Genomic DNA, 16889 nt, shown 5'->3' with positions numbered 1-16889 from the left:
TGCCGTTGATTCATCACCGGCGAAACGGAGTTCCGCTTCTTCCACTGCGCTGAGATCCACTCCCTTACGGGCTGCCGAGCAAGCACAGTATTTTCGTTCGATGCACGTTCGTTCAGCCACCGGCTTCCTGTGTTTCGGATGATGCCGAGGATCCTAAATGCCGCAGGGTTCGAATGCCCCTCTTTGATCAGCTGAACATATCCGGGTCGCTTATCCGCCACGCCGCAGGCCCCTATTTTCCGCAAAAACGCGCCGAGCGTCTCCATAAACAGCACCTTTTTCAGTCAGGGTTGCGACGTTGATGAGAAACCGCGCTGTCTCTAGCGCGGCGCTTGTCTGTGGATGACGGTCGACAGCGACAGCGCGGTGGTGATGTCCCGGACGCCGGGAAATTCTGAAACCTTCAGCCAGATTTCCTGAATTCTCGCGGCGTCGGGCGCCTCCACCCTGACGACCAGGTCAAGTTCGCCGCTGACCACATCACAAGTGGCCACCTCGGGGATAGCCCGCAACCCTGCAATGACATCACTGCCCCGCATCCTGTCATGGCGCTGAACCAACAGCACGGCGTTGACGGTGGGCGTCCCCTCCCCCGCTGATTCTTTGATGGTGTAGCCGTGGATATAGCCGTCCCGTTCAAGCCGCTCGATCCGTTGCCGCACCGCGTTGCGGGACAGCAGGACCGTCCCACCGAGTTGGGCCAGGCTGATACGGGCATTGCGTCGAAGCTCGGCCAGAATCTGCGCATCGATCTCATCACGGGGACTCTTGGGCATCGGTGCTCCTGTCTGAAGGGGATTGAACGTGTGGGCGGTCTCACGACCGCGACTGCCGGTGCACAACGCGTTAGGGGCGGCGCAGCATGTCCACATGCCTAACCGTTTGCAGCCCATCTAAAGGGCCCACGACTACTTCTTGGGACGCTACCGCACGTGTCGAAAGCAGTGGAACGGCCACGATGGTCCCTACGGTCGCCACAATGACGCTCCAGAGCGGGAGGTCACTCCACAGCCCGATCATGGCCAGGGTCGCCGGCGCGGTGCACGTCCACGCTGACATGAGGATGGCTGACCAGCCCGCCACTCGGATGTGCTGGGTTGTATGCCGGGCGGCCAGCACCCGCCAGAACATAGCCCAAAGAACGCCCCAATTCAGCCATATGATGGCTTGCTTGGCGTCATGGAGATGGACAAGGTTGATGGCCGAGAAAGCCACGGACATCCCCGCTACCCAGATGCAGAACCAACCAAGTCCTGTACCCCTATGACCGGTCAGGTTCGTAGTGCCTGACCATAGATACGTCAGCCCGAAGAGAAAGATCGGGGCGGCCTTCAATACGTCGTCGGAGCCGTTGGCAACTGCCAGCATGAACAGAGGCACTAGCGTCTGGATGACTCCCACGAAGATGTTGATCGTGGCAGCGTTGCGTGCGTCGGCATGACCCAGCAGTACCAGGCCATTCACGAAGAGCACGGCACCCACTAGCAGCAGTCCTGCAGTATCCATTTATTTATGAGTTCCTTCCGGCGCCGAATGGGCCTTTCGCCATCGAGCGGATCTCGTTTTAATGTCGCAACGGGGGTTCCACTCTGTGGTTGGGATGCTTAGCTGCGCGTTGCTTACCAGCCGCGTTGGGCGAGGCGGTGGGGTTGCGGGATTTCTTCGACGTTGATGCCGACCATGGCTTCGCCGAGGCTGCGGGAGGCCTTGGCGATGACGTCGGGGTCATCGAAGAACGTGGTGGCCTTCACGACGGCGGCGGCACGCTGGGCCGGGTTGCCGGACTTGAAGATGCCGGAGCCGACGAACACTCCGTCGGCGCCGAGCTGCATCATCATCGCAGCATCAGCCGGGGTGGCGATGCCGCCCGCGGTGAACAGCACCACGGGGAGTTTGCCGGCGGCGGCAACTTCCTTGACGAGTTCGTACGGGGCCTGCAGTTCCTTGGCCGCGACGTAGAGCTCGTCTTCGGCCAAGGCCGCGAGCTTGGCGATCTCGGCGCGGATCTGGCGCATGTGCCCGGTGGCGTTGGAGACGTCACCGGTGCCGGCCTCACCCTTGGAACGGATCATCGCCGCGCCTTCGTTGATGCGGCGCAGCGCCTCACCAAGGTTGGTGGCGCCACAGACGAAGGGAACCTTGAAGTTCCACTTGTCGATGTGGTGGACGTAGTCGGCCGGGGTCAGGACCTCGGACTCGTCAATGTAGTCCACGCCCAACGACTGCAGGACCTGGGCCTCCACGAAGTGGCCGATCCGGGCCTTGGCCATGACCGGCACGGACACGGCGTCGATGATCGCCTCGATCATGTCCGGATCGGACATGCGGGACACGCCGCCCTGGGCACGGATATCGGCCGGAACGCGTTCCAGCGCCATCACTGCAACGGCACCGGCGTCTTCGGCGATGCGGGCCTGTTCGACATTGACGACGTCCATGATGACGCCGCCCTTGAGCATCTCAGCCATGCCCCGCTTAACACGGCTGGACCCGGTTTGGCCGGGGGTGCTTGTTTCTTGACTGGTCATGCCTGCTCCTCGGACGTGGGCGAATCGGGTTCGTGATTCTCATGGACAAATACAGTGAACTCATTCAGTTCGATGAGCTTTCGCAGCTGGGACCTATCGTCAAAGATCCAAAAAAGACTCATGTCCGGGAGTACTTCCGTCACGCGTCCCGAGTGGTAAGTGGTCCCGTCCGAACGCGCCTCGATGTCGTCGCCTGGCGAGATACGCGATATGTGGCGGACTTCGGCCATCTCTCGTGCGTGATAAGTGGCAAGGTCAGACATCGAAAGGTTGTGCCGGACCTCAGTCCGCGTGCTGGCCATGCTTTTCCTTTTCTCGCAGTCAGGCTCATTGCCGGGGCTGGCGGTTCGAGGCAGTCCGCGCAGTGGGCAGCGCGTGTATTGACCCGCCCCTGTTGACGTCAGATCATGCCTGCGGACCGCAGCAATTATCAGCGTATGCACAGGGACTCGGAAGTCCAACCCTCAATATCATTGTCAATGATTTAGTTAAGCCTTATTGGTTACCTCTGGGGCGTGCCGCGACTAGAGGAGGACGGGGAGAGGTGCCTTACGGCGCAATCCACCTTCCCCCGCTCCTGGCAGCCGGGCTCACCGCCATGGCCGTATTCGTTTCGGTCCTTGACCGCCAGCACGAACGGAGCCGAACCCAGGCTTCTGCCTAATGGGCCCTTTGTCACCCGCCCAGTCGACAGAACGCTGAATCAGCGAGATTCGTAAGGTTTTACTTAATCATTGGTGTAAATATATGTCATTGATATGCGGCTTTCGGATTCATAGCATTGATCCAAGTCACAGTCCTCACCTATACACGGGTGACGAATCTGGATATTCCCGAGGCTCGGACCCAAGAAGTTCCGGGCATTCGACGTGGTGGAAAGCAATGGCACCACGAGGGAAATAACCGTTCCAACCGGAGAACCGGTCGGAGGAGTGCACCAAACTTACGGAGTTACATGTCTGAGAGCACCGGCGGGCCTACGCCCGCCCTAGAGTCACCCACGCGGACAACGGAGTCCAGCGACCGCCTGCACGCCGAAGACGCCGGATACCACAAGGGGCTCAAGCCACGCCAGGTCCAAATGATCGCCATCGGCGGCGCCATCGGAACAGGGTTGTTCCTCGGTGCCGGAGGCCGACTGGCCAGTGCAGGGCCTGCCCTTGTTCTGATCTTTGCCGTCTGCGGCTTCTTCGCTTTTCTCATCATCCGGGCGCTCGGCGAGCTTGTCATGCACCGCCGCTCGTCAGGTTCGTTCGTCTCTTACGCACGCGAGTTCTTCGGTGAGAAGTTGGCCTACACCGTCGGATGGATCTACTGGCTGAACTGGACCACTGTCGCGATCTTCGACATCACGGCAGTGGCTCTATATCTGAACTTCTTCAAGAAGTACGTCCCCGTGATGGGCGACATTCCGCAGTGGACCTTTGCCCTGGCCGCCCTGGTGCTGGTTGTCGCCCTCAACCTTGCGTCGGTCAAGTTCTTTGGCGAGTTTGAATTCTGGTTTTCTTTCATCAAGGTCGCCGCCCTGGTGATCTTCCTGGTCATCGGTGTTTGGTTCGTGATCTTCGGAACCCCGGTTCCTGGCCAGGAAGTCGGTTTCAGCCTCATCACCGACAACGGCGGTTTCTTCCCTAACGGCATTCTCGCCGCCGTAGTCCTGACCCAAGGCGTTGTCCTCGCCTACGGCTCCATCGAGCTTGTGGGCACCGCCGCCGGGGAAGCAGAAGATGCCGAGAAGGTCATGCCGAAAGCCATCAACTCTGTCGTGTTCCGAATTGCGATCTTCTACGTCGGTTCTGTCCTGCTGCTGACCCTTCTCCTGCCCTACACGGCATACAAAGCAGGCGTGAGCCCCTTCGTGACGTTCTTCGGATCTCTCGGTGTCGACGGTGCCGACGCCATCATGAATTTCGTCGTTCTGACAGCCGCCCTCTCATCCCTCAACGCAGGCATGTACTCCACGGGGCGTATCCTGCGGTCCCTGGCAGTGAACGGTTCCGCACCGGCAGTGGCGGCCAAGATGAACCGCAATGGCGTGCCTTATGTTGGCATCCTGCTAACAGCGGTCGTTTCCCTGGTCGGTGTCGGGCTCAATGCCGTGGTTCCCGAAGCGGCATTCGAGATCGCCCTGAACATTTCCGCGCTTCTGCTGATGTGTTCCTGGGCCACCATTGTTGCTTGCCAGCTCAGGCTGTGGCAATGGTCCAAACAAGGAAAGATGCAGCGCCCCTCATTCCGGATGCCATGGGCGCCCTACAGCAGCATTGCCGTGCTGATCTTCCTTGCAACCTGCGTCGTCCTGACGGCTATGGATTTCCCCGTAGGGACGTACACCGTAGCCTCCCTGCCGATCGTCGGCGTACTCCTTGTCATCGGCTGGTTCCTGGTGCGACGCCGGGTCCGGGAAATCGCGGAAGCACGCGAGGGGTACACCGGGGCTGTCCCGGTCCTGCCGGAACTGGCACGTCCGCGCGCATCTTCCAAAGACTGACCAAAAGGGGTGCCGATAATGCCGAACGAGATTGACCGGGTGGATCAGGAGATCCTCCGCATTCTTGAGGATGACTCACGATTACCCATCGAGGCCCTGGCTACACGGGCAGGAGTCAGCCAGGAAGAATGCGAAGCACGGATGGAACGACTTCAACAGACAGGACACATCGGTGGCTACACCATTGTGCGCAACTACCCTGACGCTGCCACACGGCCGGTCTTTGCGTTGATCTCCATCATTCCGGATCCCCGACGAAACGGGCAGGATTTGCTGCGCAGCATGGAATCCATACCTGAAATTGTCACGGCCGAAATGCTGAGCGCAAACGAGTCCGTGCTGATCAGGTTGCAAGTTTCCGATCAGGCGCGGCTGGAGAACATCACGGAGTACTTCCGCAGACAGTTTGCTGTTCTCTCCCTTGAGGTCTCAATGACAATGCCGTTGCTTACTCACGTGCCCCCTCGCCAACCCATCGGTCAATAGCAGTCACACCGGAAAGAAAGATATAAAGACATGAAGCGTCAACCTGATAAACACCTCCCGGAATCGGTGCGTGAATCCACGTGGGCCGTCCACGGAGGCAACAACATCGATCAGGGAACCGGCGCACTGCGCACTCCCCTGATCATGGCGAACTCCTACCTGCTGCCAGAAGATCCCTCCACGATGAACTGGTCAAACGCCGGAGGTCTCGTTTACACGCGGAACTCCGGCGCGAACCAGCAGGCGCTGGAAACGAAACTGGCAGCACTCGAACGCGGCGAGGCAGCGGCTGTTTTCGCCACCGGTGTCGCGGCCCTCCATGGGATGTTCTTTACCCTGCTCAAATCCGGCGATCATATCGTCGTCTCTGACGTCACCTATGAAGCGGTCTGGCGCTTGTTCAGCGTGCTGCTGCCCCAGAAATACGGAATCGAAGCGACGTTCGTCGATGTCGCAGATCTCGATGCCGTCCGCGCCGCCATTCGACCCAACACGCGGCTCGTGCACGCGGAGACCATCGCGAACCCCACTACCAAGGTCGCCGATATAGCCAGCCTGGCAGAGATTGCCCACGGTGCCGGGGCATTGCTGAGCATTGATGGGACATTCACGCCGCCGCCGTTCTACCGTCCGCTCGAAGACGGCGCAGACTTCGTCATTCACTCACTCACGAAGTACATTAACGGCCACGGCGATGCCATGGGCGGGGTTGTTATCGGCCGCCAGGAACACATCCATCGCATCAGGCTCGACTCGATCGTCCCCGTCGGAGGCGTCATCTCTCCGTTCAACGCCTGGATGATTATGCGTGGCTCCGTTACCCTGCCCCTTCGTTTGAAGCAGCACTTCCAGAGTGCCGAGAAAGTAGCAGCTGCCCTCGCAACGGATCCGAGAATTGCCTACGTAACGTACCCGGGCCTCGCTTCGCACCCCCAGCATGAACTGGCCCGCAAGCAATTCGGGGACCGCGGCTACGGCGCCATGCTCGCCTTCGCGGTGGAAGGCGACTCAGATGCGCAGAACCGCTTCGTGAACAACCTCCGCGTGATCACCTCAGCCGTGTCGCTGGGCCACGACGAAACCCTAATCGTTCACGCCGGTCCAGAGAGCCGCGGCGGCAGCGAAACCTACCCGGAGCCATTCCTCAGGTACGGACACCTGCGCCTGTCGATCGGTCTGGAAGATCCAGAAGACCTCATCGACGACATCACCAACGCCCTCAACAGCACGTTCTCAACACAATAGTCCCGACCGCTCCGTCACCCACGGGCCATGCACCCGTAAAACAGAGATCCACGATGAACCACCTGGTAATGGCCACCAGGAGCCGGTACCCAAACGCCAAAACGGGTGCCGGCTCCGCCATTGCCCCCAGCGTCAGCTGCTGCGGTTCCCGTCGGCTACAACTTCAGCCCTCATCAGCAATCATCAACATTTCGCAGGGCGAAGTAGTTTCCGTCCGCATCTGAGCGCCGGCTTCGGCCTGCGGGCCTGTTACCCATGAAGAGGGCCAAGTCCAGCGTGCGAGGACAGGCCGACATATGGCCGGTTACGCACGGGTTTAGGAGTAGCTGCCAGAACTCCCGTTCCATGACTAATCCGGCGTTTTCGAAGGTCAGAAGCTGGCGCGGACCGCAAGCGAATACCGCTGCAGTCATGCTGATGTGTTGCAGTCAGCGCGGAAACTGGAGGTTTCATGCATCTCATGCAGGCTCCCACGGCAGCCACGTCACTTCTCGCCAGTCAGCCTTCTTGAGTTGCCGAAATACCGGAGGCGGGACTTGAAAAAAATGTCCTAAGCATGCTTATTATATTCGTAGCCGAATGTTATATTCGTAGCCGAATGCGAACGGCTGCCAACCAGAGGAGAAACACCATGGGATTAGGCGACAAGATTGAAAACGCTGCCGAGAAGGCCGGCGGCAAGGGCAAGGAAGCTGCCGGTGAAGCCAAAGGCGATCGAGGCCTGAAAGCTGAAGGCAAGGGCGACCAGGCCAAAGCAGATCTGAAACAGGCCGGCGAGAAGGTCAAGGACGCCTTCAAAAAGGACTGACTAGGCCGCAACCATGGGCGCACTCAGGGAACTGGGTGCGCCCTTTGCTGTGCCCGGAAGATCAAGGAGCGGGAACAGGTCCTTGCCGTTTGTGACCCTGGCAGCAACGAGGTACGGAGGCCATCTGCTTCCGTCTACCCGGCAGGTAAGGCCTTTGTGGGAATTGGGTACCCGATACCCGGGTGCCCTTCAGCTCGCGGCCGTAATGTGGACGGCGAGGCCGGCGGCGAAGGTGTACGGCTGAGACCACGTGCACCTCCCCCAGCCGCCGCCGGCCCCTTGGGTGAGTATGCGGTTGAGATTGCGCACTTTAGGATCTTCCTCAAGAACCATCAACCCCCTCCAACAGGCAACTAAAGCATTCGCAGTACTACTCCCGGCTCATGGATAAACGCTCATGCAATTGTCAGCAGCTAGGGGTCTACGATCGGCCCGGCCAAATAACTGGTGGCGCGTTCCGCAAGTGGTTGGGTGTGGATGGTGCGGTAGATCCCTGTGTGGTCCAGGTCGCCGTCGCCTGCCGCGACCATGTCTTCGAACGCGTTTTGAAGGCACGCCGCCAGCGGGAGTTGTAGTCCTGTGTGCCCGGCAATTTCGGTGATGAACCTGAGGTCCTTCAGTTGGTTTTTGCCTGAGCCGCCGCCTTCGAAGTCCTGGTCGATCCAGCGCCTTCCCTTTTGCGCGAGAATTTCGGAGTTCGCCAGGCCGCCGGCCAGCACGGTCTGGACTTTCTCCAGGTCCAGTCCTGTTGTGGCGGCGAGGGCCATTGCCTCGGCCAAAGCCGTTACGGTGGCGGCGACGACGATCTGGTTGCATGCTTTGACGGTTGACCCGGCACCGGTTTCGCCGAACCACATCACTGTGGAGCTGTAGAGCTCGAAGACCGGTGTCACGCGTTCCACCGCGTCCCGGGGGCCGCCGACCATGATGCTCAGCCGGCCTTCCTCGGCACCTATGGTCCCGCCGCTCAGGGGCGCGTCGATGACGGTGACTGCCCAGTTGCGTTGGCAGTCGTCAGCGAACTGTGCGACAGCGACCGGTGACACGGTCCCGTGGATCACGAGGATGGGGTGCTCTATTCCGGCGGCTTTCCATCCGTGCAGGAGCCCGTCGTCCCCGTGCAGCAGCGCCTCAAGTTGGGGCAGGTCGGGCAGGACTGTGAGGACGATGTCCTGTGCGGCGTCGGCCGGGGAGGCGGCGGGGGTGCCGCCTTCAATGGCGCGGGCCTTTTCCGGGGTGCGGTTCCACAGGGTGAGTGGAACGCCGTGGTGGAGGATGTTTCGTGCGATGGGGGCACCCATCGGTCCGGTGCCCAGGAGGGCAACGGACCGAGGGGTGCCGGGCAGTGTTGGCTGCCCCGGCGTAGGCGTCGTCATGGGGTTTAGAAGGGGATGAGTCCGGCGAGGGCGGGCAGGAAGGTACTGAACCATGGGACGGCGGCGAGGACGAGCAGCCCGAGGAACACGGCGATCAGGTATGGCCAGAAGTGTTTGAGACTTCTTTCCACGGTTTCGTGTGCGGTGGCGCAGGCGACGTAGAAGCCGACGCCAGCCGGCGGTGCAAACGAGCCGATGCCCATGGAGATGATGAGGACCATGGCGTACTGCACGGGGTTGACGCCGAAGTCGATGGCAATCGGGAGGAGCAGCGGCGCGAAGATCAGAACGGCAGGGAGGCCTTCGAGCAGCTGGCCCATGATGATCAGCAGCACGACGGTGAACAGCATAAAGAGCAGCGGCGAATCGCCGAGTCCTGACATCAGGTCGTGGATCTGCTGGGAGACTCCGGCAAGGGCAAGGGTCTGGGCCAGCGGGGAGGCTGCGGCGATGATGAACAGCACCATGCCCGCCGTCGTCGTCGTTTCCCGCAAAGTGTCACCGAGCAGGCGCTTGCTTCCGCGCCGGTAGGCGGCGGCGAGGATGAAGGCGTACGCGACGGCGACCGATGATACTTCGGTGGGGGTGGCGAATCCGCTGAGGATGCCAACGACCATGCCGACGGGGAGCAGCAGTGTGGGGATGGCAAAGAAGGTTGCTGTTCCGCGGGCCTTCCAGGTGGCCTTGGGGCTGGCGATGCCGCCCTGTTTGCGTGCGCGGAGGAAGACGAGTGCCATGACCACGAGGGCCAGGAACGCGGCCGGAACGAAACCGGCGAGGAACAGGGTGGTGGTGGAAATGGTGGTGATGGAGCCGAGGATGAGCAGCACGATGCTCGGGGGGATTGTTTCGCCCATGATGGCGGAGGCAGAGAGGACGGCGACGACTTCTCCGCGGGGGTATTTACGTTCTTCGAGCATGCCGCGCATGGTGGTGCCGACCGCCGCGACGTCTGCGACTTTTGAGCCGGAGATGCCCGAGAAGATGTACATCGTGACCACAACGACCTGCAGGAGTCCGCCGCGGAGGTGTCCGATGAGTGCATCGACGAGCCTGGCGAGGGGAAGGGTCAGGCCTGCGGAGTTCATGACCGTTCCGGCGAGGATGAAGAACGGGATGGCCAAAAGGACGAAGCCTTTGGCGCCGGAGGCCATGCCGATCGGGATGGCGCTGACGTCTGAAATTCCGCCGAGGAAAAGGTAGATCCCGGAGGCCAGGGCGAGAACGAAGGCGATGGGCAGGCCCAGGAACAGCAGGATGAACAGGATTGCGAGGACCACTGCCAGGAGAACGTTCGGGGAGGCGTAGTAGAAGAGCGGCTGGGCCAGGAGGACGATCACGAACAGGACTGCGGTCATGCCCAGCGCGGTGAGTACGGGACGGCGTTCCTGGCGCCACAGTTTGAGGGTGGCGAACCAGGCGATCAGGAGCATGCCGATCGAGAAGGGCAGCGAGACCCAGAAAACGGGCAGCTGCAGGATCGGTGTCTTTTCCTCGATTTGCTGGACCAGGGTGGGGACAAAGAGCGCGAAGGTACCGGCGCTCATGACCAGGACGAGGCAGTCGACGAGGGCGGCCAGGTAGGGCTTCCAGGTCACAGGGAGCCGCATGATGAGGGCCTGGACGGACATGTGCGCGCCCTTGGGGTAGGCGATCGCACCGCCGATGAAGGCGATGGTCAGCAGCGCGATTTCGGATGCTTCCTGGGTCCAGAGGACCGAGTCACCGGTAATGACCCGGACCATGATGTTGAGCAGGATGACGAGGAGCTCGGCGATGATCGCCGCGCCCACGATCCATTCGAGGGCTTTGTCGAACCAGACAGCACCGCTCCAGCGCGGGGGGACGTGGCCATGGTGCAGGATCTCTTCGGCGTCTGAGGGGATGACCTCCTCAATCTCCTCGGGGGTGATGATGTGTTTCATGTGGTTTCCAGACTGTCGACATTGAGAGCGGGGATGTTTTGGACTGGCCCGGGGAGCTTGGCTCCCCGGGCCTTTAGGGCTACTTGCTGGCGGTGAAGGCGATGGCCTTATCGAAGAACTCTTTGCCGATCAGGGTGGAGAACGTCGGATAGAGGCTCTCAGAGGCGGCCTTGAATTCCTTGAGGCCCGAGGCGCTGACCTCGTTGGCCTTCATGCCCTTGGCTTTCAGCTCGTCGAGCTGCTTCTTGGACTGCTCAGCGTCGTATCCGGTCTTGAAGGTGGCGGTCTCTTCGGAGGCTTCGGTGAGGGCCTTCTTCTGGTCCTCGGTGAGTGTGTCCCACTTTTTGGAGGACAGGGCCATGACCCAGGCGTCGTTGATGTGGTTGGTCAGCGAGACGTACTTCTGGACTTCGGAGAACTTGTTGGTCCATGGTACTTCGATGGGGTTTTCCTGCCCGTCGATCGTTCCGGTCTGCAGGCCGGTGAAGACCTCGGAGAAGGCCATGGTGGTGGGGCTGGCGCCGAGCTTGCTGAAGTAGTCAGTCCACAGCGGGTTGCCCGGGACCCGGATCTTCAAGCCTTTCAGGTCCGCGGGCTGCTCGATCGGGCGGACGGAGTTCGTGATCTCGCGGCCGGTCCGGGTGAGGAAGCTGAGGGCTACGGTGTCCTTCTCGGCCAGTTTGTCTTTCAGTGCTTTGCCGGGCTCGCCCGTGAGGAAGGCGGCCTCCTCGGTGGTGTCCTTGAAGAGGTAAGGGATGCTGATGGCGTTCATTTCCGGCACGACGGCGGCGTAAACGGACGTCGAGAGGATGAGGGCGTCCAGCGAACCGCCCTGCAGGCGGGTCACCGCCGCGTTCTGGTCTCCGCTGAAGCTCGTTCCGTTGGGAACAACGGTGACGGTGACGGATCCGTTGGAGGTTTTTTTGACCTGGTCGGCGAAGTGCTGGGCCGAAACGCCGACCGAGGACGTGAGCGGGTCAGGGATGGAGAGCTGGATCTTGGCTGGCGGAGCACCGGTCCCGCCGGGGGCGGCCGATGAGGCGCATCCGGCGAGGACTGTGGCTGCGAGGGTGCAGGCCAGCACTCCGGTAAGGGCGCGGGTCGTGGTGTTCATGTGATGCCTTTCTTCGTTGGAAGGAGTTTGTCCGGAGGCGTGAACGAGATCAGCTGCTGTTCATGGCCGGGCCCGGTGTGGTGCGGGGGTGGATCAGACGGTAACCGCGGGCTGGGAGACGAGCGCCTCGGTTTCCCGGCGGAGCTCCAGTGCCTGGGCCAGGGAATCGTCCATGATGACGTCGTCCCATCCGACGATCCCGCCCTTGGCGATGTCGTTGCGCAGTTCCACGTGGTGGGCCAAAGCCACCGGGAGGGCGCCGGTAGCGACGGAGTGCTTGGCCGAAACCAGCTGGCCCCAGACGGTGTACCCGCCTTCGCCGTCGAGGAACTCACCGGCTTTGAGGTCCTTCTTCGCCGTGGCCACAACATCGCCGAAGAACCCGATGGGCGAACCCGTCGCGATCCCGCGGAGGGCCGCGTTGGCGATGGACACGTTCAGCTCCAGGCCCACGTAGTGGTATGGGCGGTACAGCGCCGCGTACTTGCCAGTGGGGTCCGGGTGCCACGGGTACTCGGTGAAGCAGCCCGAGACGTAGTCGTTCGTGGCCTTGACGACCACGAACACGCCTTCCTGCGTGTTATGAGGGATCCAGGTGCCGTCGCGCTCGACGCTGGACATGACCTCGACGCTGCCCCCGTTGGCGAGGACTCCCCCGACCTCTGCAGGACGGCAGATGGTGGCGATCTGCTCGACGTCGCCCGGCGTGAACGTCAGCCCCGTGTCAGAAGGCACCAGTCCGGCGCCGTTGGCAACGGCGGCCATCTCAATGGAGGCCTTGGTGCCGTCACGGAAGGAGGTGTGCATGTAGGGGTTCAGCTGCCCGGAGTCGGTCAGTTCTTTGGAGAACTCCCAGTTCTCCCAGACGTTGTCCGGGTTCATCTCGTGATAGTGCTCAAGGAATTTTGCGCCCTTGCCGGCACAGACAACATCGAAGCCGCTGGTCCGGGCCCAGTCGACAAGCTCCATGATCAGGGCCGGCTGGTCACCGTACGCCATCGAGTAGACGACGCCGGCGGCTTCCGCGCGCTTGGCAAGGGCAGGTCCGGCCAGGGCGTCTGCCTCGACCGTGACCATGATGATGTGCTTCTTCGTCTCAATGGCGCGCAGTGCGTGCTTCACCCCGACGATCGGGTTGCCCGTCGCTTCGACGATGACGTCAATGTCGACGTCAAAGAGCTCGTCGGCGTTGGCAATAATGGCCGTGGTGCGGTCCCTCAGGGCCGAGGCAACGTCCGGCGCGATCTGGTCCTTGGGCCAGCCGACGAGGTCGAATGCCCCTTCAGCGCGTTTGACGTTGATGTCAGCGATCGCAACCACATGGATCCCGGGAATGTTGTTTGCCTGGGCCAGGTACATGGTGCCGTAGCGGCCGGCTCCGATGAGTCCGACGCGAACGGGGCGGCCTTCCTGCTCGCGGTCGCTAAGAAGTTTATGGAGGTTCATGGGGATCTCTCTGATTGACGTTCCGGATCGAGAAGGACCCTCCCCCGAAGGGGTGGAGCAACTTCGTCGTCGCAAACTGGAAACTTATGACCGGAGTGGAACCGGTTCCACATTTGTACCAGTTGGTGTTAGGCTGTGTCAACAGTCACATCGAAACGCAGTCTTCGGTTTCCGGGCCACGGCCCCAAGGGCCGATGATTAGCTTGAGGCGACCAACCACCAGCACAGGACCACAAGGAGGAGGAGCAGTGAAGAAAGCACCCACTATCCGCGACGTCGCGGCGACAGCGGGAGTTTCAGTCTCTGTCGTGTCCCGCGTCCTGAACCCCGAGTCAGGTCCGGTAGCGCCGGCCAAACGCGAGATGGTTTTGAGGGTGATCGACGAACTTGGCTACCGGCCCCGGGCCGCCGCCCGCGAACTGAGCGTTGGCCACGCCCCCACGGTCGGGCTGGTGGTCGCCGACCTGACCAACCCCTTCTTCGCACAGCTCGCGGACCGCATCGTCTGGGAAGCCCGCGGCCACGGCGTGCAGGTGGTGGTCATGACCACTCAGGAGGACCCGCACCTCGAGGCGGACTCCCTCGACACCCTTCTGGACCGCTCCGTGGGAGGAGTCATCGCCACGCCCACCGGGGCGAACGTTGAAAAGTGGGCACGCCTGCAGTCCTTGGGCGTGAACGTGGTCTTCGTTGACCGCACCATCCCGGAACTCTCAGGCGTCGACGTCGTAAGCATTGAAAATGTTGACTCGGCCCGGCGAGCCACCGAACACCTGCTTGGCCTCGGACACAAGCGGATCGGCCTCATTTCCGGCCCCGTCAGCACCTCGACGGGCCGGTCAAGGATCCAGGGCTACCAGAGCGCCCACGAAAACTACTCGATAAGCGTGGACCCCCAACTGATCCGCGACGTACCCTTCCGCGGCGACGGCGGAGGTGACGCCGTCGGATCCCTTCTCGCCCTCCCCGACCGCCCCACGGGCCTCATCGTGGCCAACACCGCGCAGGTCCAGAGCTCAGTTCGACGCCTCGTGCAGATGGGCACAAGCATTCCAGACGAACTCTCGGTCATCGTCTTTGACGACAACCCCTGGACGGAACTGACAAGCCCACCCCTGAGCGTGATACGCCAGCCCATCGACATGCTCGCAGTGCACTCCCTGGAACTGGTGCTGGGACGGATGCAGGGCAAACTCCCCGCCGGCCCCCGCACGATCGAAATCACCGCCGACTTCGTCCCACGCAGCAGCTGCTCACCACTGCTGCTCTCCCCTACCCGATAAAGGACAACCATCATGACCGTTATTGTTACCGCCGTATTCACGCCAAAGGACGGGGCGTTCAACCAGGTTTCCTCCGCCCTCTCCCCCGCCATCGCCGAAGTGCACGAGGAGCCCGGATGCGAGCTCTACGCCATCCATGAGGCACCCAACGGCCAGATCATCATGATCGAAAAGTGGGAAACCGCCGAACTCCTCGACGCCCACGGCGCAGGAGAGCCCGTCAAACGCCTCAACGCCTCACTCGAAGGCCTCCTGCAGGGACCCGTCGAGGTCACCCGACTCTCACCGATCCCCGCCGGAACAACGCAGCAGGGAGCACTCTGATGAAACCCGTCCTCGTCGTCATGGGCGTGTGCGGGGCAGGAAAATCAACCGTGGGAGCCGCGCTTGCACAACGCCTGGGCGCGACCTTCGTCGACTCCGACTCACTGCACCCACCAGCCAACGTCGCGAAAATGGCAGCAGGGACCCCGCTCACAGACGAGGACCGCTGGCCCTGGCTCGAACTCGTCGGCTCCGAACTGGCCTCAGACCACACCGATGGAATCGTGGTGGCCTGCTCGGCGCTGAAACGCGCCTACCGGGACGCGATCAGGGCCAAAGCACCCTCGGCAGCGTTCGTCCAACTCAACGTCGCACTTCCCCTTCTGCAAAACCGCGTGGCACAGCGTCCCGGACACTTCATGCCCCCTTCCCTCCTCAACTCCCAACTGGAAACACTCCAACCCCTTGAAGCCGACGAAGCAGGACTGACAGTGTCAACGAACGAAGGAATCCAGGAGACCGCGGATGCCATCATCTCCCAACTCCACAGCCTTCGACCCGTTCGCAGCTAACGCTCCCGGCGTTTGGTAAGAAGCGGCCGGACACAGCGCCAGGAATGAGCATGGCCAAAGGCTGGTCATCGGCGTTTTCACTAGACGGGTGGCCCGTCAAAGCGCCATTTCAAGAGGCGCGGGTAGCCCGGGCGCTGAGTCTCTTTCACGGCGGTTGAACGGACCAGCTACTGTACAACACACAAGCCCCCCGCCCGCCCAGGCGGCAAGCCGGTACGGCCAGTGAACGGGACGCCGGTCATCGCCCTGGCCAAGCAGCGCGGCGCTTACAAAGGAAGGAAAAAGACCCTCACCCCGGACCGGGCGGCCGAACTGGTCCAACGCGCCGGCAACGGAGTTCCGAAAGCCCTCCTTGCCCGCGACTACGGGACCAGCAGGAAAACGGTTTACCAGTACCTGCGGCACGCCAAGCTGGAGTGAGCCCCTCCCCTACCGGGGCCGTCGTTGTGCCATAGCCGACGTGGCCACAGCTTGACGGAAGGTCCCTTATCGGCGGTCTAACGTCGGGTTGAGTAGTTCCACCGACCCGTTCCGGTGTTAGCTTTTCCTACCGATACGATCAAGCAGTGCATCGTATGCCCTCTGAAGGGTTTCTGCGCGTGCTGCCGTGGCGGCCAACTCTGTGCCGATCTCCGCTGCTTCCTTTAGGGCGTTTTGTTCTGCAGTTCGTGCCTGCTCGAGCTGCTTTTTGGCCGCCGCATTCTGGCTTTCCAGTCGGTTGATTTGGGCAGCCAATACTGCGACCGCTGTTTCATTCTCCGCGTTTATTTTGTTCAGACCAGCCACAAGCACAGAAATATTTTCGGCAAGGTCCCTGTTCTCCTGTCGCCATACAGTGCCGGCGGGGGCCTGTCGTTCGTCGGCCAGTGCGGAATCTTGCAGGCCGGAAACGCCGGGGAGGCGCGCAGCCTCTAACAGCAGCACCGCAGGGGTCGCAGCCTCCTGTCCTCCGGCGGTTTCTTGCTCCTCCCCCCATTCCTTCAGGTACCGGTCAGCCTCTGCCCTACTTACAGCCGCTGCAGCCTGCACCATTGAAACGGTAGGAGTGCACTCAAAGCTGATCATCTCCGCAGCCCTAAACACTCGGTCTTTTACGCTCGATGCCACGGTAAGAACCTCATTAGCAGTAGGAGTAGCAAAAGTTTACAAGTACCACAATGACCATTCAATGAGATTAATGGAAGACACTCGGGGCAACCGGGACAGGGTCGACGCAGCCCGGTCTACACCCGGCCCAGGCGCCGATGTCCTCCAGGAATTTTCAGCGGACTTCGTCGCTGAGGGCCCCATGGCGCAAAAGCGCTACTCCGGGGCAAACCAACTCGTCCCGCATAAGCACGTCCTGCTCCCA

General features: G+C 61.5%; 16 protein-coding genes and 1 pseudogene. 8 read left to right on the top strand and 9 right to left on the bottom strand.

Going from position 1 to position 16889, the window contains the following annotated elements; all coding sequences use genetic code 11:
• Positions 1–320: 320 nt before the first annotated feature.
• The 4 genes from ACZY1F_RS17360 to ACZY1F_RS17345 form a co-directional block, all read right to left on the bottom strand.
• Positions 321–776: an Lrp/AsnC family transcriptional regulator gene (locus tag ACZY1F_RS17360; RefSeq protein ID WP_463943366.1), complete on the bottom strand. Its 456-nt coding sequence runs from the start codon at positions 774–776 to the stop codon at positions 321–323.
• Between the two features lie 70 nt (positions 777–846).
• On the bottom strand, positions 847–1506 hold the full coding sequence (locus ACZY1F_RS17355; RefSeq protein WP_463943364.1) for an AmiS/UreI family transporter: 660 nt from the start codon (positions 1504–1506) through the stop codon (positions 847–849).
• A gap of 113 nt (positions 1507–1619) precedes the next feature.
• Positions 1620–2528, bottom strand: coding sequence for a pyridoxal 5'-phosphate synthase lyase subunit PdxS (pdxS, locus tag ACZY1F_RS17350; protein WP_463943363.1), 909 nt, complete (start codon positions 2526–2528; stop codon positions 1620–1622).
• A complete protein-coding gene (locus tag ACZY1F_RS17345; RefSeq protein WP_463943362.1) occupies positions 2525–2830 on the bottom strand; it encodes a hypothetical protein in 306 nt (101 codons plus the stop codon). Before ACZY1F_RS17345 ends, pdxS begins: the two co-directional genes overlap by 4 nt.
• 653 nt (positions 2831–3483) lie before the next feature.
• Here ACZY1F_RS17345 and ACZY1F_RS17340 point away from each other — a divergent pair.
• From ACZY1F_RS17340 to ACZY1F_RS17325, 4 genes are all read left to right on the top strand, one after another.
• Positions 3484–5019, top strand: a complete 1536-nt coding sequence (locus ACZY1F_RS17340; RefSeq protein WP_463943360.1) for an amino acid permease — start codon at positions 3484–3486, stop codon at positions 5017–5019.
• Between the two features lie 18 nt (positions 5020–5037).
• A complete protein-coding gene (locus tag ACZY1F_RS17335; RefSeq protein ID WP_463943358.1) occupies positions 5038–5505 on the top strand; it encodes an Lrp/AsnC family transcriptional regulator in 468 nt (155 codons plus the stop codon).
• Between the two features lie 30 nt (positions 5506–5535).
• A complete protein-coding gene (locus tag ACZY1F_RS17330) occupies positions 5536–6750 on the top strand; it encodes a trans-sulfuration enzyme family protein (protein WP_463943357.1) in 1215 nt (404 codons plus the stop codon).
• 631 nt (positions 6751–7381) lie between these two features.
• The gene (locus ACZY1F_RS17325) at positions 7382–7558 is read left to right on the top strand and encodes a CsbD family protein (protein WP_463943355.1); all 177 of its coding nucleotides are present in this window, start codon (positions 7382–7384) and stop codon (positions 7556–7558) included.
• A gap of 413 nt (positions 7559–7971) precedes the next feature.
• Here the strand turns inward: ACZY1F_RS17325 and ACZY1F_RS17320 are convergent, their stop codons facing one another.
• The 4 genes from ACZY1F_RS17320 to ACZY1F_RS17305 all read right to left on the bottom strand — a co-directional run bounded on the left by ACZY1F_RS17320 (position 7972) and on the right by ACZY1F_RS17305 (position 13419).
• A complete protein-coding gene (locus tag ACZY1F_RS17320) occupies positions 7972–8934 on the bottom strand; it encodes an NAD(P)-dependent oxidoreductase (RefSeq protein WP_463943354.1) in 963 nt (320 codons plus the stop codon).
• A 5-nt stretch (positions 8935–8939) separates the two neighbouring features.
• Positions 8940–10859, bottom strand: a complete 1920-nt coding sequence (locus tag ACZY1F_RS17315; protein WP_463943352.1) for a TRAP transporter large permease — start codon at positions 10857–10859, stop codon at positions 8940–8942.
• Between the two features lie 79 nt (positions 10860–10938).
• Positions 10939–11973, bottom strand: coding sequence for a DctP family TRAP transporter solute-binding subunit (locus ACZY1F_RS17310; protein ID WP_463943350.1), 1035 nt, complete (start codon positions 11971–11973; stop codon positions 10939–10941).
• A 93-nt stretch (positions 11974–12066) separates the two neighbouring features.
• Positions 12067–13419 (bottom strand): NAD(P)H-dependent oxidoreductase, encoded by a 1353-nt coding sequence (locus ACZY1F_RS17305; protein ID WP_463943348.1) that lies wholly within the window; start codon positions 13417–13419, stop codon positions 12067–12069.
• A gap of 248 nt (positions 13420–13667) precedes the next feature.
• On the opposite strand from ACZY1F_RS17305, the gene ACZY1F_RS17300 reads away from it, so the two are divergent.
• From ACZY1F_RS17300 to ACZY1F_RS17285, 4 genes and pseudogenes are all read left to right on the top strand, one after another.
• Positions 13668–14702, top strand: a complete 1035-nt coding sequence (locus ACZY1F_RS17300; protein WP_463943346.1) for a LacI family DNA-binding transcriptional regulator — start codon at positions 13668–13670, stop codon at positions 14700–14702.
• Between the two features lie 12 nt (positions 14703–14714).
• Positions 14715–15026, top strand: a complete 312-nt coding sequence (locus ACZY1F_RS17295; RefSeq protein ID WP_463943344.1) for a putative quinol monooxygenase — start codon at positions 14715–14717, stop codon at positions 15024–15026.
• Complete coding sequence (locus ACZY1F_RS17290) at positions 15026–15538, top strand: gluconokinase (protein WP_463943343.1); 513 nt, start codon at positions 15026–15028, stop codon at positions 15536–15538. The genes ACZY1F_RS17295 and ACZY1F_RS17290 overlap by 1 nt, the downstream gene beginning before the upstream one ends.
• 240 nt (positions 15539–15778) lie before the next feature.
• Positions 15779–15958 (top strand): annotated as a pseudogene (locus ACZY1F_RS17285) (helix-turn-helix domain-containing protein); the annotation flags it as partial.
• A gap of 117 nt (positions 15959–16075) precedes the next feature.
• Here the strand turns inward: ACZY1F_RS17285 and ACZY1F_RS17280 are convergent.
• Positions 16076–16603: a DNA-binding protein gene (locus tag ACZY1F_RS17280; protein ID WP_463943341.1), complete on the bottom strand. Its 528-nt coding sequence runs from the start codon at positions 16601–16603 to the stop codon at positions 16076–16078.
• Between the last annotated feature and the right edge of the window lie 286 nt (positions 16604–16889).

The organism is Pseudarthrobacter xylosi (genome assembly GCF_055412765.1).
Note: the sequence above shows the minus strand (reverse complement) of the source record. Positions and strands in the feature narration are given on the sequence as shown.